Here is a 22,694-nt window from a genome sequence, read left to right as displayed (position 1 = left end):
TTCGTGATTTCGCCCTTGACCCCCCCGCGCCAGCTTTGTAGATGCCCCTTCACAGAGTGGGCCGTTAGCTCAGTTGGTAGAGCAACTGACTTTTAATCAGTGGGTCACAGGTTCGAATCCTGTACGGCTCACCACTGAAACCAATAAGTATAGAAGTAGTAGCGCTTTCCCCTATCGGGGTTGCCTCGTGCGTGCGCTGTGTTTCTTCGTAGAGGTTCGCGTTGAGGCTAACCCGAGGAAATGTATAAAGCCGGATACCGCCATACGGCACACCGTGAATAGGCGAAGGCAACACAGGTCTCGGCGGTGTCCCGAATGTTCATGTCACTTCTTCGATCTGCTCCTTGGTCAGATTGCCTGGAACGACTGTGAATGGAATCGGGATGTTCCCGGCGTTCTTTGTCAGCTGTGATACTAGCGGGCCGGGACCGTTCTTGCCTGTGCCGGCTCCCAGAACCAGAAGCCGTATCTGTTTGTCTTCGTTGATCTGTGAGAGCACCTCGGGGTAGAGATCCCCTTCACGGATCACGAGGTTTGGATCAACATTCTGCCGGTCGCGCATCCATTTCGCGAAAACTTCGAAATGAGCTTCGATCCGCTCGCGAGCTTCTTCGCGCATGATGTCGCCGACGCCCAGCCAGTGGTTGAATTCTTCGGGCGGGATTACGGCGAGAATATCTACGCCGCCCCGAGTGTTTTTCGCGCGCATTGCCGCGAAGCGCATGGCGTTCAGGCACTCGCGGCTGTCATCCAGCACAACCAGAAATTTACGCATGATGCCTCCAGCATGATCCGCTGTGCATGATGACGAGCGCGATCTGCGCTGGCAAGGGACAGATCACTCCTGCGTGCGTGCCCATTCCCAGTATAGTTCCCGAGCCGTGCGTGTCAGCGGGCCATTGGCATCGTATTCCGTGTCATCGAAGCGGCTGACGCCAGTCACCTTGTTCATGTTGCCTGTCAGGAATACTTCATCTGCTTGCTTGAAGTCGTCGAAGGTCAAAACGGTCTCATGAACAGCGACGCCTGCCGTGCGAAGATTGGTGATGTGGCGCTTGCGGGTGATGCCGGCGAGGAAAGTGCCATTCGGAATCGGTGTGAAGATTTCGCCATTGCGTACCAGGAATACGTTGGCAGTGGCGCTTTCGGCCACATTGCCCATCGCGTCCGCCACAAGCGCATTTCCGTATCCTTTGGATCGGGCCTCGGCCAACATGCGCGCGTTGTTAGGGTAAAGGCAACCGGCCTTTGCGTTGGTTACGTTGTCGGACAGAACGGGTCGATGGAAACGCGTCGTTGTCAGCGTTACCGTTGCATCGTCGGGAGCCATGGGGATGGCTTCCAGAGAGATCGCAAAACCCGTCGCGTCTGGCGCGGGCACGATGGCGCTGACATCCCCTTGAAGCGCCCAATACATCGGACGGATGTAAAGCGCGGCATCCTGAGGATAGAGCTTCAAACCCTCCCACACGATGTCAAAAATCTCCTGTGTGCTATATGTGGGTGTGATCATCAACGCCTGCGCCGACTTGTTCACCCGCTCGCAATGTGCCCACAGGTCGGGTGCCATGCCGTAACAGTAGCGCGCACCATCGAACACCGTGGAGCCCAACCAAGCGCCATGATCTGCGGCGCGCATGACAGGCACATCGCCTTCATGCCATTTTCCGTTAAAATAGGTGCGAATGTCGGTTCCGGTTGCCATGGGTCTTGCTCCGTCTGTTGGGCGTAGTCCTAGACTTTGCTGCAGAAGGCGTCCAGACAGCAAAACCCCGGCGCGTTGGCCGGGGCAGTTGGGTCATAAAGCCGGGGATGCCTGTGAGCATGACCGCGACGAGTTGAGTTCTTATGGCAGGCGCCGGGGATTGGGGGACGGGCACCACTCGCACGCTCGCGCAGGGTGAGGGTGCTTTGGCACGAATTTATGTCGTCTTTGTGTAGGTTTGGTGAAACTCAGCGCTCGCGATCTGCCAGCAATGCGTCGAGATCCAGGGGTGCGTTGACCATCGCCAGTTCGCCGCTTTCATCGAGCGGCCACTCTTCTTGCGGGCGATCACGGTAAAGTTCCAGCCCGTTGCCATCGGGATCACGCAGATAGATTGCTTCGCTGACCCCATGATCAGCCGCGCCATCCAGCGCGATGCCTGCTTGGGTCAACCTATGCAGCGCATCACCAAGAGAGGCGCGGTCGGGATAAAGGATCGCCGCATGGAAAAGACCCGTATGGCCATGGGGTGGGGGCGTTCCGTTCGCGCTCTCCCATGTGTTCAGGCCGATATGGTGGTGATAGCCGCCTGCCGACAGAAAGGCAGCGCGTCTGCCGTAGTATTGCTGCACCTCAAATCCCAGCACATCGCGATAGAAGGCGACGGAGCGGTCGAGATCGGCAACTTTGAGGTGGACATGCCCGATGCGGACGTCGGAGGAAATGGGGTTGGTCATCTTGAGCTCCTAATGGTGTTGCTCAAATGATGGCCGCAAACCATGCGACAGATAAGGCCTATCCGCGCATGGCTTTTGTGCAAAAATGTAGGAGTGGGCGTAAATCTACCGGACCATCCCTATAATTTTATACGCCTCATCCACAATCGGAGCCGCAATTTCTTGCGCCCGCCGCGCTCCATCCGCAAGGATGCGGTCGATTTCAGCCGGGTCTTCCATCAGCCGGTTCATTTCGTTGGTAATGGGTGACAGGCTGTTGACTGCCAATTCGGCGAGCTTCGGTTTGAAGTCGGAGAATGGCTGGCCACCGAATTCCGCAATGATGGTCGCCGGATCGCTGTCTGCAAGAGCTGCGTAAATGTTGACGAGGTTCTTCGCCTCTGGCCGATCCTGCAAGCCGTCCAACGTTTCGGGAAGAGGTTCCGGATCGGTCTTTGCCTTGCGGATTTTCTTCGCGATGGTGTCGGCGTCATCGGTCAGGTTGATGCGGCTCATATCCGACGGATCGGATTTGGACATCTTCTTGGTGCCGTCGCGCAGGCTCATGACGCGGGTCGCGACGCCTTCGATCACCGGCTCGGTGATGGGAAAGAATTCCGTGCCGAAGTCGTTGTTGAACTTCATCGCGATGTCGCGCGTCAGTTCCACATGCTGCTTCTGGTCCTCGCCCACGGGCACATGCGTCGCCTTGTAAACGAGGATGTCGGCCGCCATCAGGTTGGGATAGGTGAACAGACCCACAGACGCGTTTTCGCGGTTCTTGCCGGCCTTGTCCTTGAACTGCGTCATCCGGTTCAGCCAGCCCATGCGAGCGACACAGTTGAAGACCCAAGCCATTTGGGTGTGGGCCGGCACCTGGCTTTGATTGAACAGGATCGATTTCTTTGGGTCCAGCCCGCTCGCCAGGTACCCGGCGGCCAGTTCGCGCGTTGCGCGTGTGAGATCAGCGGGGTCTTGCCAGACGGTAATCGCATGCAGATCGACGATGCAGTAGAGCGTCTCGATGCCGCTGTTCTGCATGCCCGCGAAGCGCTTGAGCGCGCCGAGGTAATTGCCAAGCTGCAGATGATTGGTCGGCTGGATGCCCGAGAAAACCCGCTGCTTGAACTGCGTTGGGCTGGATTGCGTTTGGACCGCATCCGTCATGGTTGTTCTCCGTCTGGAACTTCTGATGCTTGTTCGATTAGCGGCGGGCCGCATAGGGGTCAACCTGCGCTGCCGCCCCGTCGCATTGAAGACTTCACGTCGGATAACCGCAGCGCTCCGATCACATGGGCCGCGCCGAAGTAGCTGATCACACCTGCAGCGACCAAGGCCGCCAAAGCCAAATATCTGACACCATCTGTATGAAGGGCCTCCGTAAGCGGCAGGCGGAACAGCATCAGCACCGCGCCCATAAATACGGCGGCCAGAATTTGCTTCGGAACGCGCGTGCGAAAACGGTCGTCGAAGCGGGCGGTGTCGCCCATTCTACGCGCTCCCCAGAGGAGCATCCCCACCATGGCCCATGCCGCAATCGTTGTTCCGATTGCTGCAGCCGTCCAGCCGATGACGGGGGCGAGACCCACGGCGCAGGCTGCGTTGACGATCATCGCGCCTACGGCGAAGCGGAACGGTGTCCTTGTATCCGACCGAGCGAAGTAGAGCGGTTGTAATACCTTCTGCAGCACGAACGCGGGAAGGCCAAGGCCGTAGATTGCTACTGCGATCGCAGTGCCTGCGGTGTCTTCTGCCGTGAATTTTCCACGCTCGAACAAGACGGTAACCAGTGGGCCGGGGATCACCAGTAGCGCGACCGCAGCGGGGATCGTCAGGGCCAACGATATCTCGCCGGCGCGGCTGAAAGCGTGGCGCCCTCCGGCCTCGTCCCCCGCTCGCAAACGGCGGGACAGTTCCGGCAGAAGCACGATGCCGACGGCGATGCCCACGACTCCAAGCGGGAGTTGGTAAAGCCGGTCGGCTGTATACATCCAGTCCATCGCGTAGTCGAAATAACTGGCGACCTGACGACCGATCAGCAGGTTGATCTGGACCACCCCGGACGCCATTGCGGCAGGCAGGGCAACGATGATGAGTTGCTTGATTTCTGGCGTCAGTACGGGACGGGTGATTGACAGTTTGAACCCTGCGCGGCTTGCGGCGCCCCAAACGAGAATGAATTGCGCAATGCCAGCCACCGGAACGGCCCAGATCAGCGCCCGAGCGACGTTGCCACCGTTCCAGACGGCAAAACTCATAAAGGCGATGAAGATTACGTTGAGAAGGATGGGCGCTGCCGCAGCGGCCGCGAAGCGACCGGTGGAGTTCAGAATACCGCTGAGCAATGCTGCGAGGGATATGAACAGGATGTAGGGAAAGGCAATGCGCCCGAACAGCACGGCCAGATCGAACTGTTCCTGTCCGACAAAGCCGCTCGCCATCGAAAAGACCAACGCTGGCATCAATATCTGTGCGGCCAGCGTCAGTATGAGCAGTACACTTGCCAGCCCGGAAAAGGCGTCTTGCGCAAATCCTTTCGGGTTGTCGTCACCTTCCAGCCGTTTGGCGAACATCGGCACGAAGGCCATGTTGAACGCGCCTTCCGCGAAAAAGCGGCGGAACATGTTGGGCAGGGAGAACGCGACGATGAAGGCCTGGTAGGCCGGACCGGTGCCCAGCAGGGCCACGATCATCGCGTCGCGCACGAAACCGAGGATACGACTGCCGAACGTCCACCCTCCAACGGTCATGAAACCGCTGATCAATCTGGTAGGCTTCATGTAGTGGCTCGGTTTGCGCCCTGCTCGATTGCGTCTTTCAAGCGTTTCTCCAGTGCTTGTTGTCGCGCCGTCGCGTGCAGCTTCAGGCCGAACATATCCTTGACGTAGAAGGTATCGACTGCCTGGGTGCCATAGGTCGCGATCTGTGCCGAGGAAATGTAGATGTTCGCGGCCGCAAGGGTCCGCGCGACATCGAAGAGAAGGCCCGGACGGTCGCGTGTGTCGACCTCGATGATGGTGAAAATCTCCGACCCTTCATTGTCGAAGGCAATGGAAGTCGGGTGTCGGAAGGCGCGTTCGCGTTTCTTGATCTTGTCGCGGCTTTCCATGGCCTCACCTGTCACGATCTGTCCACGCAGGGATTTATAGATCATGGTTTTCAGCCGATCCATGCGTGCGTTTTCATAGGGCGATCCGTCCTGGTCCTGTACCCAGAACACGGCAGTCGCGTAGCCATCTTTCGAGGTGTAGGTGCGGGCGTCAACCACATTCGCCCCCACCAGCGCTAGCGCCCCGGCGAGTCGCGCGAAAATGCCGGGATGGTCGGCCATCGCGAAGCAAACGCGTGTCGCATCGCGGGCCTCGTCCTGCTTGATGTCGATGCGGATCTCGTCGTTGGAGATACCGTCGAGCAGTTCTGCAAAGACGCGGTGGGTTTCGGTGTGCAATCCTTGCCAGTATGGCCCGTAGTGACGGGACATCTCATGATCGATGGCTTCTTTCGGCCAGTCGTTCAATTCCTTGCGCAGAGCGGATTTCGCGTCGGTTTCGAGCGCTTCGCGGTTCATGTCCTCCATGCCTGTCGCCAGCGCATCGGTCGTCAGACGATAGAGATTACGCAGCAGCATTGCCTTCCAGTTGTTCCACGTCCCCGGTCCCACACCGATGATGTCGCACGTGGTCAGCACGATCAGCAAGTCGAGCCGCTTCTGGGTTTTCACGGCTTTCGCGAAATCCCGGACTGTGCGCGGATCGGCGATATCGCGCTTCTGGGCCATGTCTGACATCAGCAGATGATAGCGGACAAGCCACTCGACGGTCGCGCATTCTTCGGCATCCAGCCCAAGTCTGGGCGCAACGTGACGCGCGATCTTCGCGCCCAGAATGGAATGGTCCTCTTTCCGTCCCTTGCCGATATCGTGCAGTAGCATCGCGACATAGAGAATGCGCCGGTTTACCTCTGTCTCATGCATAATGCGGGTGCTGAAGGGTAGCGAGTCGATCTTTTCGCCGCGTTCGATATCGGCCAGCGTGGAGATACATTGGATTGTGTGCTCATCGACCGTGTAATGGTGATACATGTTGAATTGCATCATCGCGACGATCTTCTGGAACTCGGGCATAAACGCTCCCAGGGCCCCAAGTTCGTTCATCCGCCGCAAAGCGCGTTCGGGATTGCCACGATCCAGCAGCATCCGAAGGAATATCTTGTTGGCTTGCGGGTCACGCCGCATCTCATCGTCGATCAGGCCAAGGTTGGATGTCACCAGGCGCAGCAGATCGGGGTGCATCAGGTAGCCTGTGCGCAGGGCTTCGTCGAAGATCCGCAGGAGGTTCAGCTTGTCGGCCAGGAACTCCTCTGGATCATCGCAGATGATCCGGTTCTCGATCAGGCTGAACCCTTTGCGCAACCGCTTCTTGCGCTTGAAGAACCCCATCAATGAGGGCGCTTTCTTGACGTGGTTGGCTTCCAGCGATGCGAGGAAGATGCGCGTCAGATCGCCAACACGGGTCGCATGACGGAAGTAATCATGCATGAAACGTTCAACTGCGCGTCGTTCGGTGTCATCGGTGTAGCCCAGGCGTTCAGCCACTTCGACCTGCATGTCGAACGCCAGTTGATCCATCGCGCGCCTGTTGATGAGATGAAGCTGGTTGCGAACGGCCCAGAGGAAGGTTTCCGCACGTTGGAACTGACCGTATTCCTCGCGGGTGAAGACACCGAGTTCCGCCAGTTCCGCCGCGCTGTCCACGCCGTGCACGTATTTGGCGATCCAGAACAGAGATTGCAGGTCGCGGAGCCCGCCTTTGCCTTCTTTTACATTCGGTTCGGTCATGTAGCGATACGCACCCTGCTTGTGGTGGCGCTGCGACCGTTCTTCGAGCTTGGCCTCGATGAAATCAGATGCGGTGTTGGCGAACAGATCCTTGCGCAGCCGGTCGTTCAGTTCTTCCGCCAGCGGTGCGTGTCCGCACAGGAAACGATTTTCCAGAAGCGAGGTTCGGATCGTGTAATCTTCGCGTCCTAGCCGCAGGCAATCGGCCACCGTCCTGCTGGCGTGTCCGACCTTCAGACGCAGATCCCAAAGGATATACAGCATCGACTCGATGACGCTCTCCGCCCATGCGGTGATCTTGTAGGGTGTGAGAAATAGCAGATCAACGTCGGAGAAAGGAGCCATCTCCGCGCGCCCGTAGCCACCGATGGCCAGTAGCGCGATCTTTTCACCTTCGCTTGCGGAACGGAGGGGATGCAGATGGGTGGTCGCGGTGTCGAAGGCGGTATGGACAATCCGGTCGGTCAGATAAGCGTAGGACCGGACCGCGGGGCCGGATCTCAGCGGGTTCCTGGCGATGGCGCCGGCTATCGCGGCGTTCCCGGCAGATCGGGCCTTGAGCAAGATGTCGACCACGCCCGAGCGCAGGTCTCGCGCCGTTTCGCCGTTGTCGACAAGGGCATCGATGGAAGCTTTGACTGCGCCGGCATCGAATATCTCCGATGCCGGGCAGATCAGATCAAGTGCGGGTTCTTCGGTTTCTATCCGGTCAGAAACCTGCTCCGCCAAGGCGCCTTGGGGCTGGGTCAATGATATTTACCCTGTTGTTCGCGATCTGGGCGATTGCCAGTCCCCGTTGATTAGTGCCGTTTGGCAGAAAACGAAAGACCCCGTTGGCGCCAGCGAACCCATTGCCCTGAGACAAAGCGGTTGAAGAAAGCCCGCGCCCGGTGCTTGTCAGAGCGCCTACAGCGGCGATACCGTCATAGGCCAGACCGGCAATCGCGTGGGGTGGGGCACCATAAGCTTGCGTATAGCGGTTGGCAAAATTTTGCCCGGCCGCCGGATCAGGAACCGCGAACCATCCGCCTTGCAGACCGGGAAGCGAAAGGGCTGAAGCCGGGACATCCCAGCGCGTCAGACCCATATATTGTACCTTGTCAGTGGTCAGGCCGTTCTCCGGCAGGTGCTGAACCAGGAACGGCAGCGCGCCTTCAGGGCCGGAGGTCAGAAAAACGGCGTCTGCGCCTGCATTCAAAGCGGTGGTTGCAATGCCGGGGGCGGCATCCGCGACGCCTTCCTGGGACATCTCGAAGGTCCGGTTGCCGACCAGTTGCCCGCCGCCATTCTGCACTGCGCGGACCACGGCATCGCGCCCGACCTGCTCAGCCGTTGTATTGCCGCTGATAACCATGAAACGGTTGCGCCCGCGATTGGAGGAGTAACGGACAAGCCTCTGTGCGGTATCGTCGAATGTCTGGCCGAGAATGTAGACGTTCCCGCCCGCAACAGCCGGGTTGTTCGAGAAGCTCAATACATTGATGCCGCTGCCTGCCGCAATGCGACCAGCCGCATTGGCCGATTGCGCATAAAGCGGGCCGACGATGACATCGGCGCCTTCGCTGATGGCTTGCGATGTGACTTGTGACGTCAGGGCTTCGGACCCGGCGGTGTCGTAAACGCGCAGATCGACGGTCACGCCCTGCAAGTCATTTGCGGCCAGGCGGGCGGCATTTGTCAGGCTTTGGCCGATGAAGGCGACGTTGGCGTCAGAAGATCCCGATGGCACGAGCAGTGCCACTTGAACAGTGTCACCGGAGCCGCCAGAGAATCCGCTATTCATCGCGGACGGGTCACAGGCCGCCAGGCCAAAGCTGGCCAATGCGAGCGCACCGGCCTTTACGCCCGCGCCAAGCTGCCGAAAAAACTGGAAAGTCATTGCGTTCATTCCCCCGATGGCAGAACGTGTGGGTTGTCTTTCCGCCGTGCCCCACAGGGCACGCGGTCGGGTCGACATTACGCGGCTGGAGGTCGGGGGCCAACCTTTGAATTTTGAAAAGACCAATCTGCAGGCTGGGTTATACCTTGTCGCAACACCCATCGGTACAGCACGAGACATCACGTTGCGGGCACTGGACTTGCTGGCATCCGCCGATGCGCTTGTGGCGGAGGACACGCGCAGCTTGCGGCACCTGATGATGATCCACGGTGTCCCGCTCGACGGGCGGAAGGTTATTGCCTATCACGACCATAGTAAACCAGCGTCACGTGCAGGTATAGTCGCGCTGATCGCGGGCGGAAGATCTGTTGCCTATGCGTCCGAGGCGGGCACGCCGCTTATTGCTGATCCGGGCTATCATCTGGTGCGGGATGTGCTGGCGGCCGGTTTTTCGGTCACGTCTGCGCCCGGACCGTCGGCTGCGATCAACGCGATGGCGCTGGCGGGGTTGCCGACCGACCGCTTCCTGTTTCTTGGCTTTTTGCCAAACAAGTCCAAGGCTCGCAGGGAGGCGTTGAAACCATTCGTCGATTTGCCGGTGAGCGTGATCCTGTACGAGTCACCCAAGCGCGTGGCGGCTCTTCTGGACGATCTTTCGGCGGTTGCGGGCGGTGACAGGCCTGTCGCGTTATGCCGTGAGATGACAAAGCGGTTTGAACAGGTCCGGCGCGGCACCGTTGCTGATGTCGCACAGACGGTGCAGGACGACCCGCCGCGCGGGGAATGCGTGCTGATTGTCGGACCAGGGGAAGCGCGTGAGGTGGATGAGGCTGATTTGGAAGCGGCATTGCGGGCGGAGTTGGTCAACAATTCCCTGAAAGACGCCGCGCAGATCGTCGCGGACCGCTTCGGCGCGAAGAAGCGTCAGGTCTATCAGCTTGCCCTGTCATTGAATGACGGCGCGAAAGGGTGAGCGGCGCGCGGAACTACCATGCCGGCCTATCGGCAGAGGATGCTGTTCAACGGCAATATGAGGCCAGCGGCGCCACTTGCCTTGAACGCAGGTGGCGCGGCAGAAGTGGTGAGATCGACCTGATTTTCGAACGGTCAGGGCTGATTGTTTTCGTCGAGGTGAAGACGTCTAGCAGTTTTGCTCGTGCGACCCAACGCCTCTCGGCGCGACAGCTTCGGCGCCTTCAAACTACAGCGGAAGAGTATCTGACGATGCTGCCCGATGGGCTGAACACGGCTTGCCAGTTTGATCTGGGTGTCGTCAATGGGGTTGGGCAGGTAGAAATCATCCCCAACATCCTGATCTGATCAACCATTGCGTCCGCCCGGGCTTTGCGTCATTCAAATCCCGAACGACATCACGGAGACATCGCCGTCATGAAAATCGCTTTCCAGATGGACCCGATCACCTCGGTCAACATCGATGCCGACAGCACGTTTCGGATCGCTGAAGAGGCGCAGGCTCGCGGGCATACCATGTTCTTTTATGCGCCCGACGATCTGGCGTTCGTCGAAGGCACAATCTACGCTACCGGTCAGGATTTCACCGTGAAGCGGGTCAAGGGGGATCATGTCAAACTCGGTCCACGCGAACGCCGTGCGTTGAAGGATTTCGATGTCGTCTGGCTGCGGCAGGACCCGCCCTTCGACATGAACTATATCACCACAACCCATTTGCTGGATCTGGTGCACCCGTCCACCTTAGTTGTGAACGACCCCTTCTGGGTGCGGAACTTTCCGGAAAAACTGCTGGTGCTGCGCTTTCCGAAACTGACGCCGCCGACCGCGATCGCGCGCGATGTCGCGACGCTGAAGGCGTTCAAGGAAGAACACGGCGACATCATCCTGAAGCCGCTTTATGGCAATGGCGGGGCAGGCGTGTTCCGGCTCGATCCCAACGATCGTAATCTCAATTCGCTGCACGAATTGTTTACTACCTTTTCGCGCGAACCGCTGATTGCGCAGAAATTCCTGCCTGCGGTTTCCAAGGGCGACAAGCGTATCATCCTGGTGGATGGCGAGCCGGTTGGTGCGATCAATCGCGTGCCGGCCGAGGGTGAAACACGGTCGAACATGCATGTAGGCGGACGACCTGAAAAGGTTGGGTTAACTGACCGTGATCGTGAGATATGTGACGCTATCGGCCCTTATTTGCGCGAGCATGGTCAGGTGTTTGTCGGAATCGACGTAATCGGGGACTATCTGACCGAAATCAACGTAACCTCTCCCACTGGTATCCAAGAACTTGAGCGTTTCGACGACATCAATGTCGCCGGGAAAATCTGGGAAGCGATCGAGGGCCGCAGGGCTAGCATGTAGCCGTACTCATCCGAAAGCCGAGCGCTTCACCGACATGGGTGCGGGTTACTGCGTCTGATCCATCCAGATCAGCAATGGTGCGCGCGACGCGCAGGACGCGGTGAAACCCCCGTGCGGTCAGACCAAAGCGGTCGGCCGCGCGTGTCATCATCTCGCGTCCTTCGGCATCGGGTTGTGCGACCTTTTCCAGAAGTTCGCCTTCGACATCTGCGTTTACGGTCACATCGGCCCTGTCGTTGTAGCGCTCCCCCTGTAGTTCGCGCGCTTGAGTCACACGTTCAGCGATTGCGGCCGAACTTTCCCCGTTCGCGGGCAAATCAAGATCCTGAAATGTCACCGGAGGAACCTCGATCCGCATGTCGAACCGGTCGAGCAATGGGCCGGAGATGCGTCCCATATAATCCGCGCCGCAGTTAGGGGCGCGGCTGCAGGCTTGCGATGCATCGGACATATGCCCGCAACGGCAGGGGTTGGCGGCGGCGACCAACAGGAACCGGGCCGGATAACGTACATGCGCATTTGCGCGGGACACCATCACATCGCCTGTTTCAATGGGCTGCCGCAGCGTTTCCAGAACGACGCGTGGAAATTCGGGCAGTTCGTCCAAAAACAGAACGCCGTTATGAGCCAGTGATATCTCCCCTGGTTTCGCGCCGCGTCCACCGCCCACGATTGACGGAACCGACGCCGTGTGATGGGGGCGGCGGAAGGGGCGTGTTCGAGAAATGCCGCCTTCTTCGAGCAACCCGGCGATGGAGTGGATCATGGATGTCTCCAGCGCCTCGGTAGCGGATAGCGGCGGTAGCAATCCCGACAAGCGCTGTGCCATCATGGATTTACCCGATCCGGGTGGCCCGACCATCAGTAAGTGGTGCTGGCCCGCAGCGGCGATTTCCAACGCACGCTTTGCCCGTTCCTGTCCCTTGACGTCGCGAAGATCGAAGGCGTTTTGGTCATCGGCGATAATACCGGGCCTGGCCTCCGGCAGGGGAGACTGGCCGGAGTAGTGACGCACGACCTCTGCCAGCGACGCAGCGCCCAAGACCCGCGCATCCCCCACCCACGCGGCTTCGGCACCGCAGGATTTCGGGCAAATGAGATCCAGCTTTTCCGCCGCTGCGGCCAGTGCTGCGGGCAGTGCCCCGGTAACACCGACGAGCGAGCCATCAAGTGATAACTCTCCCAGCGATACCGTGTCTTCAATGTCTTCTGTAGGCAGGATGTCGATCGCAGCAAGCAAGGCCAATGCGATGGGCAAGTCGAAATGCGACCCCTCTTTCGGCAGGTCTGCGGGTGATAGGTTGATCGTGATCCGGCGAGACGGCAGTGCAATGGACATGGCTGTCAGGGCTGCGCGAACGCGCTCTTTTGCTTCGCTCACGGCTTTGTCAGGCAGCCCGACGATAGTGAAGGCGGGCAGGCCGGGGGACACTGCGCACTGCACTTCTACCAAGCGGGCTTCCAGCCCTTCGAACGCTACCGTAAAGGCGCGGGCAACCATTCTGGCCTCATTCTCTGACTGCTCGCGACTGTCCGGCCATGTGGTTGCAGAAGTGTTAACGGGTGAGCGCTTTACGCTCTTCCGGCCACTCCACCTGCGGGTAGGGCTTGTCATAAAAGCTCTGGTCCGGACCTTCGATCAGGGCCAACTTCCGCCAGTGCTGGAAGCCCGGATGTGTCAGATGAGCGGCGACGTAGTCCTTGGCGGACTCCGACACGGGCAGGCCATAACCGGCGATGCGTGCGGCAACCGGTGCGAAGAATGCGTCCGCGATGGAGTAGTCGCCGCACAGCCAAGGGCCACTGGGCGCGGTCGTAGCGCGGGTATAGGTCCAGATCACGTCGAGGCGTTCCAGATCTGCTTTCACGTCCTCAGGAACGGGTACATCGCGATAGGCCAGCCGTAGATTCATGGGGCAATAGTTGCGTAGCGCATTAAATCCTGCGTGCATCTCAGCAGTAATCGCCCGCGCAACGGCACGTGAGTTCTCATTTGCTGGCCAAAGCGGTTTGTCCGGAAAGCGGTCCGCCAGTTCTTCGGCAATGGCGAGGCTCTCGGTCACGACGGCACCAGTTTCCAGCCTTAGCGCGGGGACGGTTCTGGCTGGATCGAAATCCGATAGTTTTTCTGTAAAATCATCACAGTAGAGTTGCGTATAGCGTACATCCAAAGGCAGGTTGAAGTGATCCACGAGCAGCCCGATCCGCATGGACCAGCTCGAATAGGCGCGATCTGCAAGAAGAAGTGTATGTGTCATGGCGCCATATGGCCCGAATTTCGGACTTCAGTATAACGAATTATTGTGCGTCCATGCATCATGATCGGTGATGTGATCCTTGCGATTGCAATCACATGTTGACTGTGGTCCGCTTGCGGGCACATTTCCCGCCATGAAGCGATGGTGATCGAAGGGGGTCCTTATGCTGGCAGCGAAACGCATTCTCTTGATCATCGGCGGTGGGATCGCTGCTTACAAGTCGCTAGACCTGATCAGGCGGTTGCGTGAACAGAACGCGAAAGTAACGCCGGTGCTGACCCGCGCCGCCGAAGAATTCGTGACCCCTCTATCGGTGTCTGCTTTGGCTGGACGCAAGTGTTACCGTGACCTGTTCGATCTGACCGATGAAGCCGAGATGGGGCATATCGAATTGTCGCGTGCGGCGGACCTGGTTGTTGTTGCGCCTGCGACCGCGAATCTGATGGCCAAGATGGCGGGCGGGCACGCGGATGATCTGGCCTCGACACTGCTGATGGCGACCAACAAGCCTGTTCTGATCGCGCCAGCCATGAACGTGCGGATGTGGAAACATCCCGCGACACAGCGCAATCTTGCGATGCTGCAGCAGGACGGCATTGGTGTTGTTGGGCCAAACTCAGGGGATATGGCGTGCGGCGAATATGGACCGGGTCGCATGGCGGAACCGCTGGAAATTCGCGAAGCTATTGCTGCGATGATTGGGGGTGGTCCGCTTGCTGGTCGGCATGTCGTGGTGACGTCCGGTCCGACGCATGAGCCGATTGATCCGGTACGCTACATCGCCAATCGGTCCTCGGGTGCGCAGGGCACCGCCCTTGCGCAGGCGCTGGTTGAACTCGGGGCGGAGGTGACCTTCGTGACTGGTCCAGCCGCAGCCCCATTGCCTGATCATGTGCGCCTGGTTCAGGTTGAAACCGCCCGGGAAATGGCGGACGCGGTGCAGGCCGCCCTTCCCGCTGACGTGGCCATTTTTGCGGCTGCGGTTGCTGACTGGCATGTCGAAGGCGCGCGGAATCAGAAGATCAAGAAGACTCCGGATGGTGCGATGCCGGCCTTGGAATTCGCAGAGAACCCCGACATTCTTGCGACGGTGTCCAAGCTGTCGGATGGGCGCCCGTCATTGGTCATCGGTTTCGCGGCGGAGACGGAGAAGGTCGTCGAGCATGCCACTGCCAAGCGCGCACGCAAGGGGTGTGACTGGATCCTCGCGAATGACGTATCAGACGCAACAGGTATCATGGGGGGCTCGGATAACGCCGTGACCCTGATCAGCGATGCAGGGGCCGAGGCGTGGCCGCGTATGTCCAAGAAAGACGTCGCGCGAAGACTGGCGCAGAAAATCGTGGACGCGTTTGCAGATGAGACCCGGCCAAAAGGCTGACCGGGCCTGAGCGCGGATCACTCAGCCGCGATTACTTTCTTCTGCGTGGGAGTGTAATTCAGGATCGGCCCAAGCCAGCGCTCGACCTCGTCCACGGACATGCCCTTGCGCGCGGCGTAGTCTTCAACCTGATCGCGCTCTACCTTTGCAACACCGAAATAGTAGCTGTCCGGATGCCCGATATAAAGGCCCGATACAGACGATCCCGGCCACATGGCGAAGCTTTCCGTCAGTTCCACCCCGGTCGCGGCAGTCGCGTCCAACAGGCGGAACAGAGTGGTTTTCTCCGTGTGATCGGGTTGCGCCGGGTAGCCGGGTGCGGGGCGGATACCCGCGTACTTCTCAGCGATCAGATCTTCGGTGGAGCAGTTCTCGTCCGGGGCGTAGCCCCACAACTCCTGGCGCACCTTTTCGTGCATCCGTTCCGCGAATGCTTCGGCGAAACGGTCGGCCAACGCCTTGACGAGGATCGATGAGTAGTCGTCATTCTCGTTTTCGAATGCTTCGGCAATCGCGATTTCCTCGACGCCCGCGGTGACAACGAAACCGCCGACATAATCGGGCGCTGTGCCTTCCGGAGCGACGAAATCGGACAGGGCCACGTTCGGTCGGTCGCCACGTTTCGAGGTTTGTTGGCGCAGCGTGTAGAACGTGTCGAGCGTTTGGGTGCGGCTGTCATCCGTGAACAGGTGGATGTCATCGCCAACGGCATTGGCGGGCCAAAACCCGACAACGGCGCGCGGCCTGAACCATTTCTCCTCAATGATCCGTTTGAGCATGGCCTGCGCATCGGCGAACAACGCGCGGGCTGCTTCGCCTTGTCTTTCATCGTCAAGGATGCGGGGATACACGCCCCGCATCTCCCAGGTCTGGAAGAATGGCGTCCAGTCGATGTAGCGCGCGAGTTCTGCCAGATCCCAATCATCGAAGGCTCGTGTGCCAAGGAAGGACGGCGCTTTGACCTGATACTGCGAGAAGTCGATTTTCAGGGCATTTCCGCGTGCGTCTCTCAGCGCCAGCCGCTTCTTTGCCAGTTCGGCGCGGGCGTGTTTTTCGGCCACATCGCTGTATTCGGCCCGAATGTTGGCGACATAATCGGGCTTGATCGTGTCGGACAGCAGGGACGACACGACGCCCACGGCGCGGCTGGCGTCGGTGACATAGAGCGCCTGACCTTTGTTGTATCGCGGGTGGATTTTTACCGCCGTATGGACACGGCTGGTGGTCGCGCCGCCGATCAGCAGCGGGATGTCGAAGCCTTCGCGCTCCATCTCGGAGGCGACATGCACCATCTCGTCGAGCGAGGGAGTAATCAAGCCGGACAGCCCGATCACGTCGACATTTTTCTCCTTCGCGGTAGCCAGAATTTTTTCTGAAGGAACCATGACGCCGAGATCGATGATCTCGTAGTTGTTGCACGCAAGAACGACGCCGACGATATTCTTGCCGATATCATGCACGTCGCCCTTGACGGTCGCCATTAGCACCTTGCCCGCGCTGTCGCGGCCAACCGATCCGTTTCGGCGCTTTTCTTCCTCCATATAGGGCAGAAGAACCGCCACGGCCTGTTTCATGACGCGCGCGGATTTGACGACCTGAGGGAGGAACATCTTGCCCGATCCGAACAAATCCCCCACGACGTTCATTCCGTCCATCAGCGGGCCTTCGATGACATGCAGAGGGCGCTCGGCGTTTTGGCGGGCTTCTTCGGTATCGGCTTCGATGAATTCCGTGATACCGTTGATCAGCGCGTGTTCCAGCCGCTTTTCAACGGGCAACTCGCGCCAGGACATATCCTTTTCGCGGCCCTTGCCGCCACCTTGCCCGCGATACTTCTCGGCGATCTCAAGCAGGTTCTCGGTCGCGTTTCCGGATTTGGGCGTCCGGTTCAGAACGACGTCTTCGCAGGCTTCGCGCAGTTCCTCGTCGATCTGGTCATAAACGGCAAGCTGGCCAGCATTGACGATGCCCATATCCATGCCTGCCTGAATGGCGTGATACAGGAACACCGCATGCATTGCTTCGCGGACGGGTTCGTTGCCCCGGAACGAAAACGACAGGTTCGACACACCGCCAGAGATATGCACATGCGGACAGTCGGTGGTGATACGGCGCGTGGCCTCGATGAAGTCCACCCCGTAATTGTCGTGTTCCTCGATGCCCGTGGCGACGGCAAAGACGTTGGGATCGAAGATGATGTCCTCTGGCGGGAAGCCAACTTCTTCGGTCAACAGCTTGTAGGCGCGAGTGCAGATTTCGACCTTGCGGTCTTCGGTGTCGGCTTGTCCGACCTCGTCGAAGGCCATCACGACGACCGCAGCACCATAGGCACGACACAGCCGTGCGTGCTGCAGAAACGCTTCCTCGCCTTCTTTCATCGAGATTGAGTTCACGATGCACTTGCCCTGCGCACATTGCAGACCGGCCTCGATCACCTCCCATTTGGAGCTGTCGATCATGATCGGCACGCGGGCGATATCCGGTTCGGCGGCGATCAGGTTCATGAATTCGATCATGGCCTGTTTGGAATCGATCAGACCCTCGTCCATGTTGATGTCGATGATCTGCGCGCCATTTTCGACCTGCTGCCGTGCGACTTCCAGCGCCGCCGCATAGTCAGTATTGGTGATCAGCTTGCGGAACCGGGCCGAGCCGGTGACATTCGTGCGCTCACCCACATTAACGAATGGAATGTCGCTAGTCAGCGTGAACGGCTCCAGCCCGGAAAGGCGCATCAGGGGGGTATGCTCGGGGATCTCGCGGGGTGCATATGGCTTCACTGCCTCGGCTACGGCGCGGATGTGGTCATAGGTCGAGCCGCAGCAACCGCCGACGATGTTCACAAGCCCGTCTTGCGCAAAGCCCGCGATCTGTGCAGCCATGGCTTCGGGACTTTCGTCATACTCGCCCATTTCGTTAGGCAGGCCAGCATTCGGGTAGGCGCAGATCAGCGTGTCGGCCACGCCGGAAAGCTCTGCGATATGGGCGCGCATGGCATTTGCGCCGAGGGCACAGTTCAACCCCACAGTTAGCGGCTGGGCGTGGCAGACAGAATTCCAGAAGGCTGTGGGGGTCTGCCCTGACAACGTGCGGCCGGACAGGTCCGTGATCGTGCCAGAGATCATGACGGGCAGACGCTCGCCCCGCTCTGCGAAGATTTCTTCGCAGGCGAAGATGGCGGCCTTGGCGTTCAGCGTATCAAAGATCGTTTCGATCAGAAGCATGTCGCTGCCGCCCTCGATCAGGGCGCGGGCCTGTTCGGCATAGGCTGCGCGAAGCTGGTCGAAAGTCACAGCGCGATATCCGGGGTTGTTCACATCCGGGCTGATCGACGCAGTGCGGTTGGTCGGACCCAAAGCACCAGCGACGAAGCGGGGCCGTCCATCTTCGGCCTGCGCGCGATCCATCGCTTTGCGCGCGAGTCGAGCACCTTCGAAGTTCAGATCGTAAACAGCGGTCTCAAGCCCATAATCTGCTTGCGCGATGGTCGTGGAAGAAAAAGTGTTCGTCTCCACGATATCTGCGCCAGCCATGGCGTAGAGGTAATGGATATCCTCGATCGCATCGGGTTGGGTGAGGTTCAAAAGGTCGTTGTTGCCCTTCTGTGGTTTGTCGCTGTCGTGCAGATGATGGCATGCGCAGCCATTGCCATGACCGCCCTGAAAATCGTCCTCGCTTAAGCTCAACTGCTGAATCTGCGTACCCATTGCGCCGTCGAGGATCAGAATGCGCTGTCGGGCAGCCTCTTGCAGCTGGTCGAATACGGCGGAACGGGCAATCGGCTTGGTTGGCATGGCTAAGGACATTCTTTGCAACGAGGTAATGGGGCGGCATAGCGGTTCCATCGCACGAAGTCCAATTGATCTCGTGCTAGAAGAATATGAGTACGGCTCATCTTGTCAGGGAAGACGTGAAGCTGACTTGCGAAATGCAGCGCGGCATGGGACCACATGTGCGCATTGCGGGCTATTGTGCGGCCCGCATCGGTCAAGAGAGCAGTCAGGGACAACAGGATATGGGTGAAGTCAAATTCAAGCGGGTCGACGGCAACACGGATCTGCCCTTGCCAACTTATGCGACAGCGGGTGCGGCGGGCATGGACATGCGTGCTTTCCTGCCAGACGGTCCCGTGACCTTCGAGCATGGGCAGCTTGAACTGATATCCACAGGGTTCTGCGTTGAGCTTCCTGAAGGCACCGAAATGCAGATCCGCCCCAGATCGGGGCTGGCGCTGAAGCATGGGTTCATCATCCCGAACTCTCCGGGAACGGTGGATGAGGACTATCGTGGGACGGTGAAAATCGGGCTCTACTACCTCGGCAAAGAACCCTTTGCGATCAATCATGGCGATCGGATTGCGCAGGCGGTCATTGCCGATGTCCGCCATTGCACGACGGTCGAGGTTGAAGAGCTGTCTGAAACCCGCCGAGGCGAGGGGGGCTTTGGATCAACCGGGCGTAGCTGATGGGCATATTTCTTGCGCTGGCGATTGTGCTGTGGGGGATCGGCTGGGTGATGGGCGTGCCGCTCAGAACCCGCTGGCTGAGCATTGCTATCGTGTATCTATCCGTTCTGCTGGCGTTGGTCGTGTTGCCTGAAGGGGCCGGGCTTCGTATGGCGCTTGGCGGGTCCGTAAAGCCGTGGCTCGTCGGCGGTGGAATTGTCGCGCTGGGGGTCGCCTATGTCTCTCTCGTGGCATATCTGAAACACCGTGCACCGCGAGCCAAAGGGACGCGCACCAGGAACGGCGGATTCTCCGACAGCGAACTGGATCGCTACGCTCGCCACATCGTGCTGCGGGAAGTTGGCGGGAGCGGTCAGCGGAAGCTGCATAAGGCCAAGGTGTTGCTGGTTGGTGCGGGCGGTCTTGGATCTCCCGCGATCCAATATCTGACGGCTGCGGGGGTCGGCACTATTGGCGTGATAGACGATGACGAAGTTGAGCTTGCTAATCTGCAGCGGCAGGTCATTCATTCTGAAGATACCTTGGGCATGCCGAAAGTGTTTTCGGCGCAGCAGTTTGCGGTCAGATTGAATCCGCATGTCACGATTCTTCCCTATCATCGGCGCCTGACTGAAGACATCGCGGCCGATTTGGTGCGTGACTTTGATCTGGTGCTCGACGGGTCTGACAACTTCGACACGCGCTATATGGTGAATCGCGTCTGTGCCACCGAAGGCAAGCCGCTGATCAGTGGCGCTATTGCACAGTGGGAAGGGCAGGTCTCGCTCTATGACGCGACAGCCGCTCATGGCTGCTTTCAGTGCACGTTCCCTGAAGCTCCAGCTGCTGGATCGGTCCCGACCTGCAGCGAGGCGGGCGTCGTCGGCCCGTTGCCGGGCGTGATCGGAACCATCATGGCGCTGGAGGCGATCAAGCACATTACCGGTGCGGGACGGACGCTGGCCGGGCAGTTGCTGATCTTCGACGGGCTCTATGGCGAGACGCGGAAAGTGGCGCTTCATCCCCGCGAGGATTGCCCCATTTGCGGAAATGCGGCGAAGGGGCTGGAAGCCGGCGCGCCGCAAGCATAGCTTCTTGCCAAGAAGGAGATGCGCATGACCAACCCGCTTCTGTCCAACTGGGACACCCCATTTCAGATCCCTCCATTCGATCAGATCACTGACCGAGACTTTGCTCCGGCTTTCGAGCAGGCACTGACCGAAACGCGAGCAAACATCGATGCGATCACAGCGGATACGAATGTACCCGATTTCGCCAACACGATCGAGGCGCTGGAAAGGGCGGATGCGCTGTTGAACCGTGTGCTGGCGGTATTTTACGGAGTATCGGGTGCGGACAGCAACGAAACCCGTGAAGCCTTGATGCGGGAGTTCTCGCCGAAGCTTGCCGCCTTCACATCCGAAATCTACATGAACGCTGATTTGTTCGCGCGGATCGAAGAAATCTGGCATGCACGGGAAACGTTGGATCTGACCGAAGAACAGCATCGTCTTCTGTTCGTGACGCATCGCGGGTTTGTTCGGGCCGGAGCGCAGTTGCAGGGTGATGAGCGCGACAGGCTGAAAGAGATCAAACAACGGCTCGCGGTGCTGGGCACGCAGTTTACACAGAACCTTCTGGCAGATGAGCGCGAATGGTTCATGGAATTGTCAGAGGCCGATCTGGAAGGTCTGCCGGATTTCGTCCTGGAATCTGCCCGCTCGGCTGGTGAAGAAAAGGGCAAAGACGGCCCCGTTGTCACGCTTTCGCGGTCGCTGATCGTGCCGTTTCTGCAATTCAGCCCCCGACGGGATCTGCGTGAAAAGGCCTTTGAGGCATGGACCGCACGCGGCGCAAACGGCGGCGAGACGGACAATCGCGACCTCGCCAATGAGACACTCGCGTTGCGCGAGGAAAGGGCAAAGCTGCTCGGCTATGGCAGCTTCTCCAGTTACAAGCTGGAAACCGAAATGGCAAAGACGCCGGAAGCGGTGCGCGATCTGCTGATGCAGGTCTGGTCGCCGGCCGTTGCGCAGGCCAATGCTGACGCGGACAAGATGACGGCCATGATGCGCGAAGATGGCATGAACGGAGAGCTCGAGCCCTGGGATTGGCACTATTATGCCGAGAAGCGTCGCAAGGCGGAGCATGATCTCGATGAATCGGCCCTGAAGCCCTATCTGCAGCTAGATCGGATGCTGGAGGCGGGGTTCACTTGTGCCAACCGCTTGTTCGGGCTGGAGTTTGAGCCGGTAAACGTGCCCCTGTATCACCCGGACTGCCGCGCATGGAACGTGACCAAGGACGGTCGGCACATGGCGGTTTTCGTGGGCGACTACTTCGCGCGCGGGTCCAAGAGATCCGGCGCGTGGTGCACGACGATGCGCAGCCAGCAGAAGCTGGAAGGAGAAATCCGCCCCATAGTGCTGAATGTGTGCAATTTTTCGAAGCCACCAAAGGGAAAGCCTGCGTTGCTGTCCTATGACGACGCGCGTACGCTGTTCCATGAATTCGGCCATGCGCTGCATCAGATGCTTTCCGATGTGACTTATGAATCGCTGTCTGGCACCTCAGTTGCCCGCGACTTTGTTGAACTGCCCAGCCAGCTTTATGAGCATTGGCTGGAAGTGCCGGAGGTACTGGCGGAGTTCGCGACCCATTGCGATACGGGTGAAGCGATGCCCCAGGACATGCTGAAGCGTCTTCTGGATGCGGCAACCTTCGATCAGGGGTTTGCGACTGTGGAATATGTGGCGTCTGCCATGGTCGATTTGGACTTCCATTCCGGGCCTGCACCAAAGGATGCGATGGAACGCCAGGCGGAGTTGCTTGCGGAAATGGGTATGCCTCGTGCCATCCGAATGCGGCACGCGACACCCCATTTCGCGCATGTGTTTGCGGGGGACGGCTATTCCAGCGGTTATTACAGCTACATGTGGTCCGAGGTAATGGATGCCGACGCGTTTGAGGTCTTCAAGGAAAACGGCGTGTTCGATCCGGCGACGGCCAAGTCGCTGGAAGATAACATCCTGTCGGTTGGTGGCACGCGCGAGGCGGATCAGCTTTACAGTGCTTTCCGTGGACGCATGCCGGGCGTCGAAGCGCTGCTGAAGGGTCGAGGGCTGGACAAGGTCGCCTGACGG

The 22,694-nt window shown here is 59.2% G+C and carries 17 protein-coding genes and 1 tRNA gene; 8 read left to right on the top strand and 10 right to left on the bottom strand.

What is annotated here, in order from left to right:
• Nucleotides 1-58: 58 nt before the first annotated feature.
• Nucleotides 59-134 (top strand) — tRNA-Lys (locus FPZ52_RS08610).
• A gap of 185 nt (nucleotides 135-319) precedes the next feature.
• Here FPZ52_RS08610 and FPZ52_RS08605 read toward each other — a convergent pair.
• The 7 genes from FPZ52_RS08605 to FPZ52_RS08575 form a co-directional block, all read right to left on the bottom strand.
• The gene (locus tag FPZ52_RS08605; protein ID WP_146365053.1) at nucleotides 320-775 is read right to left on the bottom strand and encodes a universal stress protein; all 456 of its coding nucleotides are present in this window, start codon (nucleotides 773-775) and stop codon (nucleotides 320-322) included.
• A gap of 63 nt (nucleotides 776-838) precedes the next feature.
• A complete protein-coding gene (locus FPZ52_RS08600) occupies nucleotides 839-1,705 on the bottom strand; it encodes a branched-chain amino acid aminotransferase (RefSeq protein WP_146365052.1) in 867 nt (288 codons plus the stop codon).
• A gap of 248 nt (nucleotides 1,706-1,953) precedes the next feature.
• Nucleotides 1,954-2,442: a VOC family protein gene (locus tag FPZ52_RS08595; RefSeq protein WP_146365051.1), complete on the bottom strand. Its 489-nt coding sequence runs from the start codon at nucleotides 2,440-2,442 to the stop codon at nucleotides 1,954-1,956.
• Between the two features lie 105 nt (nucleotides 2,443-2,547).
• A complete protein-coding gene (gene trpS / locus FPZ52_RS08590) occupies nucleotides 2,548-3,588 on the bottom strand; it encodes a tryptophan--tRNA ligase (RefSeq protein WP_146365050.1) in 1,041 nt (346 codons plus the stop codon).
• A 59-nt stretch (nucleotides 3,589-3,647) separates the two neighbouring features.
• On the bottom strand, nucleotides 3,648-5,201 hold the full coding sequence (gene murJ / locus FPZ52_RS08585; RefSeq protein WP_146365049.1) for a murein biosynthesis integral membrane protein MurJ: 1,554 nt from the start codon (nucleotides 5,199-5,201) through the stop codon (nucleotides 3,648-3,650).
• Nucleotides 5,198-8,008 carry a [protein-PII] uridylyltransferase gene (locus tag FPZ52_RS08580; RefSeq protein WP_420851678.1) on the bottom strand — a complete coding sequence of 937 codons (2,811 nt, stop codon included), beginning with the start codon at nucleotides 8,006-8,008 and terminating at the stop codon, nucleotides 5,198-5,200. The genes murJ and FPZ52_RS08580 overlap by 4 nt, the downstream gene beginning before the upstream one ends.
• Nucleotides 7,968-9,137 (bottom strand): penicillin-binding protein activator, encoded by a 1,170-nt coding sequence (locus FPZ52_RS08575; protein ID WP_146365048.1) that lies wholly within the window; start codon nucleotides 9,135-9,137, stop codon nucleotides 7,968-7,970. Before FPZ52_RS08575 ends, FPZ52_RS08580 begins: the two co-directional genes overlap by 41 nt.
• A 106-nt stretch (nucleotides 9,138-9,243) precedes the next feature.
• Here FPZ52_RS08575 and rsmI point away from each other — a divergent pair, with 106 nt between their 5' ends.
• The 3 genes from rsmI to gshB all read left to right on the top strand — a co-directional run bounded on the left by rsmI (nucleotide 9,244) and on the right by gshB (nucleotide 11,468).
• Complete coding sequence (gene rsmI, locus FPZ52_RS08570; RefSeq protein WP_205758579.1) at nucleotides 9,244-10,110, top strand: 16S rRNA (cytidine(1402)-2'-O)-methyltransferase; 867 nt, start codon at nucleotides 9,244-9,246, stop codon at nucleotides 10,108-10,110.
• Nucleotides 10,107-10,457 carry a YraN family protein gene (locus tag FPZ52_RS08565; protein WP_146365046.1) on the top strand — a complete coding sequence of 117 codons (351 nt, stop codon included), beginning with the start codon at nucleotides 10,107-10,109 and terminating at the stop codon, nucleotides 10,455-10,457. The genes rsmI and FPZ52_RS08565 overlap by 4 nt, the downstream gene beginning before the upstream one ends.
• A 69-nt stretch (nucleotides 10,458-10,526) precedes the next feature.
• Nucleotides 10,527-11,468, top strand: coding sequence for a glutathione synthase (gene gshB, locus FPZ52_RS08560; RefSeq protein WP_146365045.1), 942 nt, complete (start codon nucleotides 10,527-10,529; stop codon nucleotides 11,466-11,468).
• On the opposite strand, the gene FPZ52_RS08555 is transcribed toward gshB, so the two are convergent.
• Together FPZ52_RS08555 and FPZ52_RS08550 are read right to left on the bottom strand one after the other, a co-directional pair.
• Nucleotides 11,458-12,969, bottom strand: coding sequence for a YifB family Mg chelatase-like AAA ATPase (locus tag FPZ52_RS08555; protein WP_146365044.1), 1,512 nt, complete (start codon nucleotides 12,967-12,969; stop codon nucleotides 11,458-11,460). The two genes, gshB and FPZ52_RS08555, sit on opposite strands and share 11 nt — an antisense overlap.
• Before the next feature lie 55 nt (nucleotides 12,970-13,024).
• Nucleotides 13,025-13,726: a glutathione S-transferase gene (locus FPZ52_RS08550; RefSeq protein ID WP_146365043.1), complete on the bottom strand. Its 702-nt coding sequence runs from the start codon at nucleotides 13,724-13,726 to the stop codon at nucleotides 13,025-13,027.
• A gap of 163 nt (nucleotides 13,727-13,889) precedes the next feature.
• Here FPZ52_RS08550 and coaBC point away from each other — a divergent pair, with 163 nt between their 5' ends.
• Nucleotides 13,890-15,107 (top strand): bifunctional phosphopantothenoylcysteine decarboxylase/phosphopantothenate--cysteine ligase CoaBC, encoded by a 1,218-nt coding sequence (gene coaBC, locus FPZ52_RS08545; RefSeq protein WP_146365042.1) that lies wholly within the window; start codon nucleotides 13,890-13,892, stop codon nucleotides 15,105-15,107.
• Nucleotides 15,108-15,124: 17 nt separating this feature from the next.
• Here the strand turns inward: coaBC and metH are convergent, their stop codons facing one another.
• On the bottom strand, nucleotides 15,125-18,901 hold the full coding sequence (gene metH / locus FPZ52_RS08540) for a methionine synthase (protein WP_205758578.1): 3,777 nt from the start codon (nucleotides 18,899-18,901) through the stop codon (nucleotides 15,125-15,127).
• Between the two features lie 221 nt (nucleotides 18,902-19,122).
• Between metH and dut the strand changes: the two genes are divergently transcribed.
• From dut to FPZ52_RS08525, 3 genes are read left to right on the top strand one after another with little or no spacing between them, the layout of a single operon-like run.
• Nucleotides 19,123-19,572, top strand: a complete 450-nt coding sequence (dut, locus tag FPZ52_RS08535; protein ID WP_146365712.1) for a dUTP diphosphatase — start codon at nucleotides 19,123-19,125, stop codon at nucleotides 19,570-19,572.
• Nucleotides 19,572-20,642: a HesA/MoeB/ThiF family protein gene (locus FPZ52_RS08530; RefSeq protein WP_146365040.1), complete on the top strand. Its 1,071-nt coding sequence runs from the start codon at nucleotides 19,572-19,574 to the stop codon at nucleotides 20,640-20,642. The genes dut and FPZ52_RS08530 overlap by 1 nt, the downstream gene beginning before the upstream one ends.
• Nucleotides 20,643-20,666: 24 nt before the next feature.
• Nucleotides 20,667-22,691: a M3 family metallopeptidase gene (locus tag FPZ52_RS08525; RefSeq protein WP_146365039.1), complete on the top strand. Its 2,025-nt coding sequence runs from the start codon at nucleotides 20,667-20,669 to the stop codon at nucleotides 22,689-22,691.
• The last annotated feature ends 3 nt before the right edge of the window (nucleotides 22,692-22,694 follow it).

The organism is Qingshengfaniella alkalisoli, from assembly GCF_007855645.1.
GTDB lineage: Bacteria > Pseudomonadota > Alphaproteobacteria > Rhodobacterales > Rhodobacteraceae > Qingshengfaniella > Qingshengfaniella alkalisoli.
The sequence above is the reverse complement of the archived record's forward strand: the minus strand, read 5'-3'. Positions and strand labels throughout refer to the sequence as shown.

What these genes read in the sequence shown, in the direction of transcription:
- FPZ52_RS08600 (WP_146365052.1), bottom strand. Translation starts at nt 1,705, where the DNA reads ATGGCAACCGGAACCGACATTCGCACCTATTTTAACGGAAAATGGCAT.
- trpS (WP_146365050.1), bottom strand. Translation starts at nt 3,588, where the DNA reads ATGACGGATGCGGTCCAAACGCAATCCAGCCCAACGCAGTTCAAGCAG.
- metH (WP_205758578.1), bottom strand. Translation starts at nt 18,901, where the DNA reads ATGCCAACCAAGCCGATTGCCCGTTCCGCCGTATTCGACCAGCTGCAA.
- FPZ52_RS08525 (WP_146365039.1), top strand. Translation starts at nt 20,667, where the DNA reads ATGACCAACCCGCTTCTGTCCAACTGGGACACCCCATTTCAGATCCCT.
- gshB (WP_146365045.1), top strand. Translation starts at nt 10,527, where the DNA reads ATGAAAATCGCTTTCCAGATGGACCCGATCACCTCGGTCAACATCGAT.
- FPZ52_RS08595 (WP_146365051.1), bottom strand. Translation starts at nt 2,442, where the DNA reads ATGACCAACCCCATTTCCTCCGACGTCCGCATCGGGCATGTCCACCTC.
- FPZ52_RS08550 (WP_146365043.1), bottom strand. Translation starts at nt 13,726, where the DNA reads ATGACACATACACTTCTTCTTGCAGATCGCGCCTATTCGAGCTGGTCC.
- coaBC (WP_146365042.1), top strand. Translation starts at nt 13,890, where the DNA reads ATGCTGGCAGCGAAACGCATTCTCTTGATCATCGGCGGTGGGATCGCT.
- murJ (WP_146365049.1), bottom strand. Translation starts at nt 5,201, where the DNA reads ATGAAGCCTACCAGATTGATCAGCGGTTTCATGACCGTTGGAGGGTGG.
- FPZ52_RS08530 (WP_146365040.1), top strand. Translation starts at nt 19,572, where the DNA reads ATGGGCATATTTCTTGCGCTGGCGATTGTGCTGTGGGGGATCGGCTGG.
- FPZ52_RS08555 (WP_146365044.1), bottom strand. Translation starts at nt 12,969, where the DNA reads ATGGTTGCCCGCGCCTTTACGGTAGCGTTCGAAGGGCTGGAAGCCCGC.
- dut (WP_146365712.1), top strand. Translation starts at nt 19,123, where the DNA reads ATGGGTGAAGTCAAATTCAAGCGGGTCGACGGCAACACGGATCTGCCC.
- FPZ52_RS08605 (WP_146365053.1), bottom strand. Translation starts at nt 775, where the DNA reads ATGCGTAAATTTCTGGTTGTGCTGGATGACAGCCGCGAGTGCCTGAAC.
- FPZ52_RS08575 (WP_146365048.1), bottom strand. Translation starts at nt 9,137, where the DNA reads ATGACTTTCCAGTTTTTTCGGCAGCTTGGCGCGGGCGTAAAGGCCGGT.